This is a genomic window from Aurantimonas sp. (genome assembly GCF_964217435.1).
GTDB classification, from domain to species: Bacteria; Pseudomonadota; Alphaproteobacteria; order Rhizobiales; family Rhizobiaceae; genus Aurantimonas; species Aurantimonas coralicida.
Map to the genome: position 1 here is coordinate 139,699 of NZ_CAXPJM010000022.1, position 12,084 is coordinate 151,782.

Genomic DNA, 12,084 nt, shown 5'->3' on the forward strand with positions numbered 1-12,084 from the left:
GCCGGTCACTCCAGCGTATAGAGATAGGCCGTGATGTCGCGGGCCTGCTGCTCCGTCAGTCCCATGTCGGGCATCACGCTGCCCGGTGCGACCGCCTGCGGCTCGCGCAGCCAGTGGATCATGTTGGCCGGCGTGTTGCGCAGCAACCCCGCGAGATAAAGCCGGTTGGCCATGTGGTCGAGCGGCGGGCCGACGAGACCCTCGGCCCCGTCGATGCCGGGGATGATGTGGCAGGCGCCACAACCGGCCTGGCGGATGCGAACCGCGCCGATCGCGACATCGCCGATGGCCTCGGCTCGCGAGTGCGCCGCATCGTCCCCGCAGCCGGCGAGGACGAGCGGGACGAGCATCGCCAGGCCCGCGGCGGCACGCATCACAGACCGCATAGGCTCGTCCAGAACAGCGAGACGGTGTTGAAGGCGATGGCGACGGTGAACAGCGTGCCGATCCCCACGCCCCAGAGGGCGAGGAAGCAGCTTCGCCCCTCCGCCGTGTCCAGGATGTCCCGGTGGCGACCTGAGGATTGCTGCCGGGTCCGGCGGTAGGCGAGAAGCGCCAGCGTGAGCGAAGCCAGGGCAAGGACGAGCGCCGCGAGATTCGCCGCGACGATCATCGCGCCGATTCCGTCGAGATCGACGACCGGACGTTTCGCGCCGTCGCCGCCGATGCAGGCATTGCCGGCCAGGGCGGTGGCTGCGGACAATTGCAGGGTCCAGGCGGCTGGAGCCCCGGCAATGCCGACGATGAGGCGCCAGTTCGCGACGGTGCCCGAGGCCGGCGCCGGATGTCCGATATGAAAGATCGGGCGTGTCGGTTCCGTCATCCGCTCACCTCAGATGGGGCGTGATGTAGAGGCTGAAGAAGACTGCCAGCCAGACGACATCGACGAAGTGCCAGTACAGGGCGCCGATCGCGACAGGCGCCATGCGCTGGCGGTCGAAATAGCCGAGAGCGCTCCACACGGTCAGCACGGCCAGGATGACCAGCCCGACCACGACATGGGCCAGGTGGAACCCCGTCACCGTGAAATACATCGAACCGTAGGAATGGGCGGACAGGGTGAAGGGCTTGTCGAGCCATTCCTTGACCTGCAGGCCGACGAATATCGTGCCCAGCGCAAGGCCGACCAGCAATCCCGCCACCAGCCGGCCGCGCGACCCCGTTTCGGCGCCCTTTTCCGCGAACCAGACAGCGATACTGCTGGCGATCAGGATGACCGTGCTCGGCGCCGACAGCGTGAAGGACGGCAGTTCGGCGGGATACCAGTTCGGGCCTGACTGGGTGGCCAGATAGAAATAGCTGAACAGGAGATAGGAAAAGAGGACGGCCTCGGTCGCAACGAGGGTCACCATGCCCCACCATCCCGAGGCCCGTCGGGCAATGCTGCCGACCGCCAGCGATCCGATCTGCAGGGGCGCCTGGCCTACGGGGACGGCATCACGCATGGCCCGGCTCCCGCTTCTGGCCGAGATCGGCCCGTGGCCAGAGCCAGGCAAGCAGGCCGAAGAGGATCGCCAGCCCTGCGCCGGCTGCAACCCACCACCAGTGCAGGAGAAGCGCGGCGAAGCCCAGGGTCATGGCGAGGGTCACCAGGAACGGCCAGGGATCGTCGCCGGGCACCTTCACGATCAGGTCCGGCTGGGCGTCGATCGGCGTCGTCACCAGCATCTCCTTGCCATCGTCGAGCAGCAGCCCGCGTTCGAGGGAGGAATCGCCGCGGCCTTCGTCGAGCCGGCTTTCCCACAGGGGATGCCGGCTGGCGATGACCGGCAGCACCGCGAAATTGTAGGGCGGCGGCGGCGACGAGACCGCCCATTCCAGCGTCGGCGCGTCCCATGGGTTGGCGCCGGCCGGCGCCCCGCGCCGCAGGCTGGCCATGACATTGATGAGGAGCATGGCGAAGCCGACGGCGAAGATGAAGCTGCCCACCGTGGTGACCATGTTCATCGCGCTCCAGCCGATGTCCTGCGGATAGGTGTAGATCCGGCGCGGCATGCCCAGCAGTCCGGTCCAGTGCATCGGCAGGAAGCCGAGATTGAACCCGATGAAGATGGTCCAGAAGGTCCAGCGCCCAAGGCGCTCGCCCAGCATCCGCCCGCTCATCTTGGGAAACCAGAAATGCAGCCCGCCGAGCACGCCGAACAGATTGATGCCGATCAGCACGTAATGGATGTGCGCCACGACGAAATAGGTGTCGTGCAACTGCAGATCGGCGGGCACCGACGCGGTCATCACGCCCGAGACGCCGCCGATGACGAACATGGCGATGAAGGCGGCGAAGTAGAGAAAGGCCGTCGAGACCACGATCCGGCCGGTCCAGATGGTGGCGATCCAGGCGAAGACCGCGATCGCGCTGGGAATGGTGATGATGAAGGAGGCACCGCTGAAGAACGACATCGACAGGAACGGGATGCCGGTGGTGAACATGTGGTGCACCCAGACGCCGAAGCCCAGCGCCATGGTGCTGATCGTTCCAAGCACCACGAGCGTATAGGCGACCAGGGGACGCCGACAGAACACCGGCAAAACGTCGGACGCCATGCCCATGGCGGGCAGGACGATGATGTAGACCCAGGGATGGGCGAAGATCCAGAACAAATGCTGCCACAGGAGTGGCTCGCCGCCCCCGCCGGTCTCGTAGAAATGCGTCCCGAACTGGCGGTCCATCCAGAGCAGGAAGAAGGCGAGGCTGACGGCCGGCACGGACAGGAGAATGCCCATCGAGATCGTCGTCGTTCCCCAGACCATGATCGGGATGCGGTTGATCGACATGCCGGGCGCCCGGCAGCGCAGGAAGGTGACGACGAAGTTCGCCGCGCCGACCGTCGTGGATATGCCGAGGAAGATCATGCCGAGGGCATAGAAATCCATGTTCGGGCCGGGATTGAAGTCCTTCAGCGAATAGGGCGCGTAGTTGAACCAGCCGTCATTCGGCGCCGCGCCGATCAGGAAGCTGGAATACATGAACAGGCCGGACGCCAGATACACCCAGTAGGAGAAGGCGTTCAGCCGCGGAAACGCTATGTCCCGCGAGCCGAACAAGAGCGGGAACAGATAGTTCGAGAAGCCCGACAGGATCGGCAGGGCATAGAGGAAGATCATCGTGATGCCGTGCATCGAGAACAGCTGGTCGTACTGTTCCGGGGTCACCACGCTCTGCTCGGGCCCGGCGAGCTGAATCCGCATGATCAGTGCCTCAATGCCGCCCGCGATGAGGAAGGCGAAGGCCGTGACGATGTAGCGGATGCCGATTTCCTTGTGATCGACGGTGCCGATCCAGCCCATCAGGCCGGAATCCGTCTCCCAGATCGCCTGGAGCCGGGCTTCCAGTTCCGGGGTCGCGACGCCCGCCTGCGGGATCTTCTGATGCGGCTCTGCCACAGCTCTCCCCTCAGTCCAGCGTCGCGAGATAGGTGCGGATCGCGTGCAGCTCCGGGCCCGAAATCCCCGTATCGGGCATGTGGCTGCCCGGCTTGAGCGCCTGCGGCGCGGCAATCCAGCCCGACAGATGCCCCTTCGTGTTGGGCAGCATTGCCGAGGCGATCGTCGTCCGGCTCATCAGATGGGTGAGGTCCGGCCCGACCTCGCCTGCGGACCGGGTGCCGCGCACCGCATGGCAGGCGCCGCAGCGCAGGCGAAACGCCTGCCGTCCGGCGTCCGCCAGCGAGCCAGGCGATGTCGGCTCCGCGTCCGCGGCCTGTGCATCCCACCAGGCCGTGAAGTCGTCGGGCGCGTCGACGAACATGCGCATCGCCATGTTGGTGTGCTGCTGCCCGCAATATTCGGTGCACTGGCCGCGATAGACGCCGACCCGGTCGCCCTGGATCCAGGTCTCGTTGATCTGTCCGGGAATGGCGTCGGTCTTGCCGGACAGCGCCGGAACCCAGAAGGAATGGATGACGTCGGTCGAGCGCAGCTTGATGCGCACCGGCTCCCCGAGGGGAATATGCAGTTCGTTGGCCGTCTCGAAGCTGCGTGCGGGATCGTCGGGATCGACATAGCGCGCCTCCCACCAGAATTGCTGCGCCGTCACCTCGATCGTGAAGGCCGGCTCACGCCCGGGCGCGGCAATCCGGGCCATGAGGTCCACCGTCCAGGCGGTGAAGCCGATCAGGACGAGCGTCGTCAGAACGAGGCCGGCATGGATCCAGCCGATCCCGCCGGGTGGGCGCGAAACCGCGATGATACGGCCGCCCGCCTGCAGATCCGGGTCGCGGCGACGCAGGATGCCGATGACGACCATGGCACTGATGATGACGACCACCAGCACCGAGACCGCGATCAGCCCCCACAGCAACGGCACGGTCATGTCGCCCTTCGCGCCGAAGGTCTCCAGGTAATACATCGGCGTGTCGGCTGCGCGCGCCGGCAGCGGGGCGGCGACCGCCCCGCTGAATGCGACCGCCATCATGAAGGCCGGCCGGACCCGGAAGGGAAGGCCCGCGTCGCGAAGATCGACCGGGGAATGCGGATCCGTCCTCATGCGGCTCCCGGCAAGGACCCTGGAGGAACCTCTGCGCTGCAGATTTTCGGCGTCGTCCCCATCTGCCAGATCGCTCCCGATTGCTTACGATATCCGGGTGACATGCCGGCATGTAGGCGGCGGGCCTCCAGATCAACCGGCAGCGTCTTCGCCGGACAGAACGCGGGCGCTGCCCTCACATGCGCGAAGCGGACATTGTCGGCGCCGGAATGGTAAGCCGGCAATCGCCGCCATCATCGATCCGGCCAGGATCGACCGGCCCGTCGCCGCCCCTGTTCATAGGCGAAGCCGGCGAGCCAGATGGCATGGTCGGCGGTGCTGGTGCCGGCGAAGCGCGCGTTCGGGCCCTCTTCCCGGCAGGCGCGGCGGCCCTCGGCCCACACGGCCCGTTCGCGTGCCGCCTCGCGCATGCTCGCCACGAGGGCACCGACCGGCTGATCGACTGCACTCATCCGCGGGTCAGAGGGCCACGATCGTGCCGGCCCCGTCGTCCTTCAGACGCTCGACCGCCTCCCGCGATCCCGGTTCCATGGCAACGCCGAGCCGTCCGCCTTCGGCGATGATGAAGCGGGCGAGATCGTCGACCCGCTCCTCGTCGGTGATGCCGTTGGCCGCGGCGATGCGCCTCGCGGTCTGGCGGACGATCATCAGCGAGCCGGTTGCTGCGGCGCGTGCGACGGCTTCCACCGCCTGTTTCTGGGTCTGATCCATCGAATGCCTCCACCTTTCCTTCGTTCTGGCGAAGCCGCGGGAACGTGTCTTTAAAGTATGATAGCGCAGCACCGGCGACCGCCGGTCCCTCGGCTCACAGGGCGCCGCCAGGGGCGCATGGAAATTTCTATTGCCTGACAACGAAGCGCGTTCGGCTGGGCAACTCGCGACTTATGCGCCGCCGCGTGGTCGCCGCCGGTCGGACGGCGCTCCGGAGCAATGCTCATCCCGTTCCCGGCGGAATGTGCACGACTATATCCGTCATTTGATGCTTCCCTCACGAACACGCGAGACGGAATGAGGCAGGACACGACCGAGGCCCCCACCATGTACGGACATGACGAGGCGCAAGCGCCGGCTCCCGGCGGCCTCCTGCAGGCGGGACGGAACTGCCGAAGCGTCTCGCGTGCCGAGACGGCCACCGTGCTCGTCGATGGCGCGCGATATTTCGCGCGTCTGGACGAATGTCTCGAAGAGGCCCGGCGCTCGATCGTCATCGTCGGATGGGACTTCGACGCCAGTGTCCGCCTGCGCCCCGATGCGGATGGCAGCGGCACGACGCTGGGCGACCGCCTGCGCTCGCTAGTCGAGGCGCATGAGACGCTCGAGATCCACATCCTGATCTGGAGCTTCGCTGTCGCGCATGCCCCCAGCCATGGCATGTCGCTGCTCTTCGGCGGCGACTGGCAGGATCATCCGCGGATCCATCTGAAGCTCGACCGCACGAACCGCTTCTACGCGTCCCATCACCAGAAGATCGTCCTCGTCGACGGGGTACTCGCCTTCGTGGGCGGGATCGACCTGACCGTCGGCCGATGGGATACGCAGGAGCATCGCCCAGCCGACGAAAGACGGGTCGAGGCCGACGGATCGAAAGCGCGGCCGGTGCATGATTGCCAGGTCGCCCTGACGGGCCCCGTGGTCGACGACCTCCTGGCCATTGCGGCCGAGCGCTGGCAGCGGGCCACCGGCGAGACGCCGCGATTTGCCGGCCCGGCCACAGGACCGGTCGCCCGGCAACCCGAACGATCCCCCGATTTTAGGCATGTGCCGGCGGGCATCGCGGTCACCGATCCGGGCGGCGGCTGGCGCGGGCCACCGCCCGTGCGCCACGCTGCCTGGCTGACGGTCGACGCGCTGCGCAGCGCAGGGCGGACGATCTATATCGAAAACCAGTATTTCGCCGGCGCGCTTGCCCGCACGATCCTGCCCGAACTGCTCGAAGCCCCGGACGGCCCGGAGATCGTGGTCGTGACCACGCGCAGCATGAACGGCTTCGTCGAGCAGCTCTCGGAAGGCACGAACCGGGACCGTCTCCTGCGCCATCTGAAGCGGTTCGACCGGCACGACAGGCTGCGGGTCTTCCACCCGATGCAGGGCCCGGTCTCCGACCCCGACGAGATCTTCATCCATTCCAAGATCCTCGTCGCCGACGACGGCTTCCTTCGGGTCGGATCGACGAATTTCAACAACCGCTCCGTCGGCGTCGACACCGAATGCGACCTTGGCCTCGTCGCCGACACGACCGAGCATCGGGCCGCGATCCGCACGATCATGGCCCGGCTGGTCGGCGAGCATCTCGGTGCCGACCCGGCGACTGTGCTGGAGACGATTGCGCAGACCGGTTCGCTGATCCGCACGATCGATCAGCTGAACGGCGGCGACCGACGCCTCGTCGGCTTTCCCGCTCTCGCCTCCTCAGGCCCGCGGCGGCCGCAACTCGGCACGCGTCTGCTCGATCCGATCGCCCCCTTCGGCACGGCAGCCTGGTGGCGCGGCCGCTTCAGCTGCTCCTGACCGAGGCGTCCGACGACGTCTTCGAGCGCCAGACGGTTTCGGTGACGGCCAGAACCAGGCCACCGATGGCCAGCGGCACGAGGAAATAGGTGAAGCGGAAGACCAGCACCGCCGTCAGCAGGCCGCGGCCGGACAGGAGCGTCACCACGACGGCTTCGAAGACGCCGAGCCCGCCCGGCACATGGGTCAGCATGACGCCGGCATTGGCCAGGACATAGACCGTGGCCGCCGACAGATACGGCACCTCGGCGATCCCGAGCAGCGCCTGATGGAGGCAGGCCGCGACCAGGGCGAAATTGGTGGCGCCGAGCACCACCTGCCCCAGCGCCAGGCGCAGGCTCGGCATTTCAAGGACAAAGGAGCGGAATCTCAGGGGACGGCGCAGGAAGGCGGCGAGAAGCAGATAGATGACGACACCCAGGGCAGCGACGGCGCCGATGGCAAGGACCATGCCCTGGCCGAGCCCCGTGACCTCCGCCGCGAGCCCGGGGCGCAGAAGGACGGCCAGCGCGCCGAGGGTGGCGAGGCCGACGGTCACCGTGAGCCCGGAAAACAGGATCAGCTTGGCGACGTCACCGGTCGACAGGCCCCAGCGCCGGTAGAAGCGGTAGCGGATGGCGCCGCTGCTCAGGCCGGCAAAGCCGATGGAATGGCCCAGCGACAGGGACACGAAGGAAGCCAGCGCCACCTTGGGATAGGCCAGCCGGTGGCCGACATAGCGGGTGCCGAGAAGATCGAACAGCGTGAGCGTCGCGTAGCTTCCGGCCGCGAACATGCCGGACAGGGCCAGATGGTCGAGGGGAAACGCCCGCAGCGCCTGCATCAGTTCGGCCAGGCTGTAGTCCCGCAACGTCCGCCAGATCAGATAGCCGGCCAGCGCCACGAAGCTGGCGATGCCGATGCGCCAGAGCCAGGTCAGCCATCGACCCTTCGCATCCGCATCCATGTTCGTCTCCGATCGCAAGAAGTCAGTGGCCGGCGAAGCCGGGCGCCGGCCTTGGCCCCGCGCCGCCGCCGAAGGCTGTCAGAAAATCGCCGCCCATCCGGCAGACGGGTGGCGACGCGGCGGCGCGCCCCACGCAGGCACGCACGCCGGCAGCTGAAATGCGGCGGACCGCACGACTCCGCCTTACAGGGTCTCTTCGACCGCGCCGGCGGGCGGGCCTCCCACCTCGATCCGGACCTGGGTGGGATCGAAGGCGATATGGTCGCGCACGGCGCTCAGTTCATCGACCGGGTCCGTATAGGCCCAGGCCGCATCCTGGCCGGCGCGGTTCATCGCCGAGATCGTCCAGAACCGCGCCTGCCCCTTGGCTTCGGGCACGCCGCCGCGGTCGCTGTCGACGAAGAACGCCGTGTGAACGCGATCTTCGGGAATGTAATAGATCGGCTCGGCGCCCTCCTCGCGCACCAGAAGCGCATGGTCGGTGCTGGCGATGATGTCGTCGTGGAAATAGACGGTCACCGGCTTGCGGATGTGGTCGATGGCGTATCGGCCGGTCTGCAGGGTCCGGGCTTCGGACATGACATTCTCCTTTCCTTCACATGTGAACCGCAGCGGACGGCGACGTGCCTCACGCGGCAGGGTTCAGTTCCACTTTCACCCAGCCCTTGTTCTGGGCGTCGAAGGTCTCATAGGCAGCGATGACGTCGGTCATCGGTTCCATCTGGGACAGGATATGTTCGGGCTTCAGCCCGCCGCGCCGCACCAGTTCCACCAGTTCCTGGACGTATTTCTTGTGGTTGGCGTTCCCCATCCGCATGGTGATGTTCTTGTTCATCGCCGTGCCGATCGGAAAGGCGTTGTGGCTCTGGGGATAGACGCCGATGATCGCCAGGGTGCCGGCCTTGGCCAACGCCTCTGTCGCCCATTCGAGGGACAGGGACGGCGCGTCGCCGGCGGCAAAATGCGCCGCATTGGTGTCGGCGCCCGCCTCGGCCAGTCGCTCGACCTGCTCGGCATATTGCGCGGCGCGCTTTTCCAGAACCCGCATCGGCCCCTTGGTGGGCATGAAGGCATCGACCCCGACGACGTCGATCGCCCGGTCCGGACCGATGCCGCCGGTGAGTTCGCGGATCGCCTCGATCGGGTTCTCTTCCTCGAAATTGATCGTCTCGGCGCCCAGTTCGCGCGCCTTGTCCAGCCGGTCCGGCAGGCGGTCGACGGCGATCACCCGCTGGGCGCCCTTGTGCCAGGCCCCCAATATGCTGAACAGGCCAACCGGGCCGCAGCCCATCACCAGCACCGTCTTGCCGCGGCCAGCCTCGATATCGGCGATGTCGGCGCCGAACCAGCCGGTGGAGGCGATGTCGGACAGGCAGATCGCCTGATGGTCGGTGATCTCCGGATGCAGCGGCACGAGATTGACGTTGGCGTGGGGGATGCGGGCATATTCCGCCTGCAGCCCGTCGAAGGGGCCGGTCGGCTGCGGGCCGCCATAGAAGGCCGTCCCAGCGAGGTGACCGTTCGGATTGGCATCGTCGCACTGGGCGGTATAGCCGTCGCGGCAGTAGGAACAGTGGCCGCAGGCGATCGTCGACGGGATCACCACCCGCTGGCCGGGGCGCAGATTGCGGACACTGCTGCCCACCTCCTCGATCACGCCGACACCCTCGTGCCCCATGACGGTGCCCTCGACCATCCCCGGCATCGACCCGCGGATCATGTGCAGGTCGGTGCCGCAGATGGCGCTCGACGTGATCCGCACGATGGCGTCGGTCGGGTTCTTGATGGTCGGATCGGGGACCGTGTCCAGGCGAATGTCGCGGATACCGTGAAAAACGACAGCTCTCATTTTGCTGGATCCTCGTAGCTATGCGTGGTGGCTCGCTTCGATGGAGCAAGCAACAGCGACAGCAGACGCGGCGGACTGTGCCGCTGTATTGAGGGTCAACTCAGACGGCCGGACGTTGATCCGTTGCTGTTTTGGTGGCCGGCTGCCGACCACCGGCCCGCTCGCGTTGCACGGCGTTAGCGTTCCCGGTCGCGTCGTTTGGCGTCGATGTCCTGTGTCTTACAGGAGACGGGATTGTCGGGCGTTCGCAGCGTGTGTCGACACATCACGCACAAACCTTCCCTTTTGTAAGTTAACGCAATGCGACATGCTGGATGGGAGGTAGCCCTGAGCCCGTTCCGGGTCGTCCGCTGCCGGGCCGACATATGATCCGGCCGGTAGAACGGTCGTGCCGGCGCGGCCCTGCGTGCGCGGCTCCAAGACGGCGATGCCGTTCCGGCTCGACCCTGTACGGGCAAAGCAAAGACTCGCGTGACAATCCGAGGGGCTTCGCTCGTGCGACGCGGATTCTCCTACGGCCCGCCGCTCTCCGGATCCGTCGACGACGGCCGGGACCGCGGCCTCGTCGGCATCTTCGCCTGCGCCCGCATCAACGAACAGCTCTACACGATCATTCGCTGGATGCAGGAAACCGGCTTCAGCGATCGCTTCTATGATGTGAAACAGGGCTGGCGGCGCCAGGACAGCATGTTCGGGCTGCGCAACAAGCCGAAGGCATTCGCCTCGGCCCATATCCCCCTGACCGATGGGACCGCGCTGGATCTGCCCTTGCGGGACTTCATCCGTTACAAGGGCTTGTCGCTGTTCTTTGCCCCGAGCCTCGCAAGCCTGAAGATCCTCGCCGGCGGCGATCCCGGACCGGCATAGGCGGCTTGGCCCGCGCGGCCGGCAACGCGTGGGGCTCCCCGCCCCGAGCGCCGGCGCCCAACCATGTCAGCCGAAAATCTGACCTTTCCGTCAGACAATCGCGCATCTGTCCTGCTCTGGTAACCGTTTTTTCGTTCCCCACTGGGATGTTAGCGGTCCCCAGGAGGCTTCATGGCGACTGCGCATCATATTCTCGTCGTTGACGACGACCCCATCTTCCTCGCAGTGGCCGAGAGCGTCGTGCTGTCCCTGGGTGACCATACGGTGACGACGGCCTGCGACGGCGTCGAGGGACTGGCGGCGCTGCGCGCGGCACGCCATCCGATCGACGTCATCGTCCTCGACCTGAACATGCCGAAAATGGACGGTCTCGCCTATCTGCGCAGCCTCGGCGAGCAGGGCTATGGCGGCGCCGTGCTGCTGTCGAGCGGCGAATCCGAGGCCATCCTCGACGCGGCCCGCCGCATGGGCGAGATGCTCGGCGTGCGCATCTGCGGCTCCATGAAGAAGCCGATCCGAACAGCCGATTTCGTCGCGCTCATGGAGGCCTGCGAAGCCTGCCCGCAACAGCAGAAATCCACCAGGAAGCCGGTTAGCACTGCCGCGTCCACCACCGCGCGCGGAACGCTGCTGCCCTATTACCAGCCCCAGGTGGATCTCATCTCGCTGGAAGTGACCGGCCTCGAGGCGCTGATCCGGCTCGACACCGTCGGCGGCGAGATCCTCGGGCCGCAGGCGGTCTTCCATCCCGGCCTCAGCGAGGCCGACCTTCCGCCCCTGACCATCGAGATCGCAACGCGGGTCATGGACGATATCGCCGCATGGCGGGCCAACGGCTTCGCGCGCCGCGTCTCGATCAATCTCGATGCGCGGATCATCGAGGTGCCCCATGTCATGCCGGCGCTGTTCGGCCTAGCGGCCGAGCGCGACCTCGACCCGTCCGGCATCACCTTCGAACTCACCGAAACCGCCCTGCCCAGCTCGATGACCGACATGATCGAGATCCTGACGCGGGCGCGCATGGCAGGCTTCGGCGTCTCGATCGACGATTACGGCACCGGCAGCGCCAATTTCGCGCTGCTGCGCCTGTGTCCGTTCAGCGAGCTGAAGGTCGACCGCTCCATCGTCCAGGCCTGCGTCCACGACCGCATCTCGCGGCGCTTCCTGGAGAACACGGCGACCACGGCAAAGGATCTCGGCATGGCTGTGGTGGCCGAGGGGGTCGAGACGACCGAGGAACTCGCTATCGTCCGCGAGGCCGGCATCCGCATCGTCCAGGGCTATCTCTACAGCAAGCCCCTGCCGGCCGCCGACGCCTTCGTCCTCACCGACTTCGCGCATGCCGCGCGCCGGTTCGGCTCGGCCTGACCCGGTGGCCGGGCCACAAACGGGTTTTGATTCCGCGCCGGCCCGTCCGGCCGTGACGGCGCC

12 protein-coding genes and 1 pseudogene are annotated in these 12,084 nt (G+C 66.8%); 3 read left to right on the top strand and 10 right to left on the bottom strand.

Features of this window, described 5'->3' with window-relative positions:
• Positions 1–5: 5 nt before the first annotated feature.
• The 7 genes from ACEQX1_RS09940 to ACEQX1_RS09970 all read right to left on the bottom strand — a co-directional run bounded on the left by ACEQX1_RS09940 (position 6) and on the right by ACEQX1_RS09970 (position 5,194).
• The gene (locus ACEQX1_RS09940) at positions 6–374 is read right to left on the bottom strand and encodes a cytochrome c family protein (RefSeq protein WP_370196789.1); all 369 of its coding nucleotides are present in this window, start codon (positions 372–374) and stop codon (positions 6–8) included.
• Positions 374–823: a hypothetical protein gene (locus tag ACEQX1_RS09945; protein ID WP_370194647.1), complete on the bottom strand. Its 450-nt coding sequence runs from the start codon at positions 821–823 to the stop codon at positions 374–376. The genes ACEQX1_RS09940 and ACEQX1_RS09945 overlap by 1 nt, the downstream gene beginning before the upstream one ends.
• Positions 824–827: 4 nt before the next feature.
• Positions 828–1,445 (bottom strand): heme-copper oxidase subunit III, encoded by a 618-nt coding sequence (locus tag ACEQX1_RS09950; protein ID WP_370194645.1) that lies wholly within the window; start codon positions 1,443–1,445, stop codon positions 828–830.
• On the bottom strand, positions 1,438–3,381 hold the full coding sequence (gene ctaD, locus ACEQX1_RS09955) for a cytochrome c oxidase subunit I (protein WP_370194644.1): 1,944 nt from the start codon (positions 3,379–3,381) through the stop codon (positions 1,438–1,440). The genes ACEQX1_RS09950 and ctaD overlap by 8 nt, the downstream gene beginning before the upstream one ends.
• A 10-nt stretch (positions 3,382–3,391) precedes the next feature.
• Positions 3,392–4,483, bottom strand: a complete 1,092-nt coding sequence (gene coxB / locus ACEQX1_RS09960; RefSeq protein WP_370196790.1) for a cytochrome c oxidase subunit II — start codon at positions 4,481–4,483, stop codon at positions 3,392–3,394.
• Between the two features lie 233 nt (positions 4,484–4,716).
• Positions 4,717–4,935, bottom strand: a complete 219-nt coding sequence (locus ACEQX1_RS09965; RefSeq protein ID WP_024351566.1) for a hypothetical protein — start codon at positions 4,933–4,935, stop codon at positions 4,717–4,719.
• Between the two features lie 7 nt (positions 4,936–4,942).
• Positions 4,943–5,194: a hypothetical protein gene (locus tag ACEQX1_RS09970; RefSeq protein ID WP_024351565.1), complete on the bottom strand. Its 252-nt coding sequence runs from the start codon at positions 5,192–5,194 to the stop codon at positions 4,943–4,945.
• A 297-nt stretch (positions 5,195–5,491) separates the two neighbouring features.
• On the opposite strand from ACEQX1_RS09970, the gene ACEQX1_RS09975 reads away from it, so the two are divergent.
• A complete protein-coding gene (locus ACEQX1_RS09975) occupies positions 5,492–6,991 on the top strand; it encodes a phospholipase D-like domain-containing protein (RefSeq protein ID WP_370196791.1) in 1,500 nt (499 codons plus the stop codon).
• On the opposite strand, the gene ACEQX1_RS09980 is transcribed toward ACEQX1_RS09975, so the two are convergent.
• From ACEQX1_RS09980 to ACEQX1_RS09990, 3 genes and pseudogenes are all read right to left on the bottom strand, one after another.
• Positions 6,978–7,937 (bottom strand): lysylphosphatidylglycerol synthase domain-containing protein, encoded by a 960-nt coding sequence (locus tag ACEQX1_RS09980; RefSeq protein ID WP_370194640.1) that lies wholly within the window; start codon positions 7,935–7,937, stop codon positions 6,978–6,980. The genes ACEQX1_RS09975 and ACEQX1_RS09980 overlap by 14 nt on opposite strands.
• 183 nt (positions 7,938–8,120) lie before the next feature.
• Positions 8,121–8,516 carry a DUF427 domain-containing protein gene (locus tag ACEQX1_RS09985; protein WP_370194639.1) on the bottom strand — a complete coding sequence of 132 codons (396 nt, stop codon included), beginning with the start codon at positions 8,514–8,516 and terminating at the stop codon, positions 8,121–8,123.
• 544 nt (positions 8,517–9,060) lie between these two features.
• Positions 9,061–9,786 (bottom strand): annotated as a pseudogene (locus ACEQX1_RS09990) (alcohol dehydrogenase catalytic domain-containing protein); the annotation flags it as partial.
• A gap of 495 nt (positions 9,787–10,281) precedes the next feature.
• Here ACEQX1_RS09990 and ACEQX1_RS09995 point away from each other — a divergent pair.
• Both ACEQX1_RS09995 and ACEQX1_RS10000 read left to right on the top strand, forming a co-directional pair.
• On the top strand, positions 10,282–10,653 hold the full coding sequence (locus ACEQX1_RS09995) for a hypothetical protein (protein ID WP_370194637.1): 372 nt from the start codon (positions 10,282–10,284) through the stop codon (positions 10,651–10,653).
• 171 nt (positions 10,654–10,824) lie between these two features.
• Positions 10,825–12,021: an EAL domain-containing protein gene (locus ACEQX1_RS10000; RefSeq protein WP_370196792.1), complete on the top strand. Its 1,197-nt coding sequence runs from the start codon at positions 10,825–10,827 to the stop codon at positions 12,019–12,021.
• Positions 12,022–12,084 lie beyond the last annotated feature (63 nt).

Excerpts from the sequence above, each read along its gene's own strand:
- ACEQX1_RS09940 (WP_370196789.1), bottom strand. The coding sequence starts at position 374 with ATGCGTGCCGCCGCGGGCCTGGCGATGCTCGTCCCGCTCGTCCTCGCC.
- ACEQX1_RS09945 (WP_370194647.1), bottom strand. The coding sequence starts at position 823 with ATGACGGAACCGACACGCCCGATCTTTCATATCGGACATCCGGCGCCG.
- ACEQX1_RS09950 (WP_370194645.1), bottom strand. The coding sequence starts at position 1,445 with ATGCGTGATGCCGTCCCCGTAGGCCAGGCGCCCCTGCAGATCGGATCG.
- coxB (WP_370196790.1), bottom strand. The coding sequence starts at position 4,483 with ATGAGGACGGATCCGCATTCCCCGGTCGATCTTCGCGACGCGGGCCTT.
- ACEQX1_RS09965 (WP_024351566.1), bottom strand. The coding sequence starts at position 4,935 with ATGAGTGCAGTCGATCAGCCGGTCGGTGCCCTCGTGGCGAGCATGCGC.
- ACEQX1_RS09970 (WP_024351565.1), bottom strand. The coding sequence starts at position 5,194 with ATGGATCAGACCCAGAAACAGGCGGTGGAAGCCGTCGCACGCGCCGCA.
- ACEQX1_RS09975 (WP_370196791.1), top strand. The coding sequence starts at position 5,492 with ATGAGGCAGGACACGACCGAGGCCCCCACCATGTACGGACATGACGAG.
- ACEQX1_RS09980 (WP_370194640.1), bottom strand. The coding sequence starts at position 7,937 with ATGGATGCGGATGCGAAGGGTCGATGGCTGACCTGGCTCTGGCGCATC.
- ACEQX1_RS09985 (WP_370194639.1), bottom strand. The coding sequence starts at position 8,516 with ATGTCCGAAGCCCGGACCCTGCAGACCGGCCGATACGCCATCGACCAC.
- ACEQX1_RS10000 (WP_370196792.1), top strand. The coding sequence starts at position 10,825 with ATGGCGACTGCGCATCATATTCTCGTCGTTGACGACGACCCCATCTTC.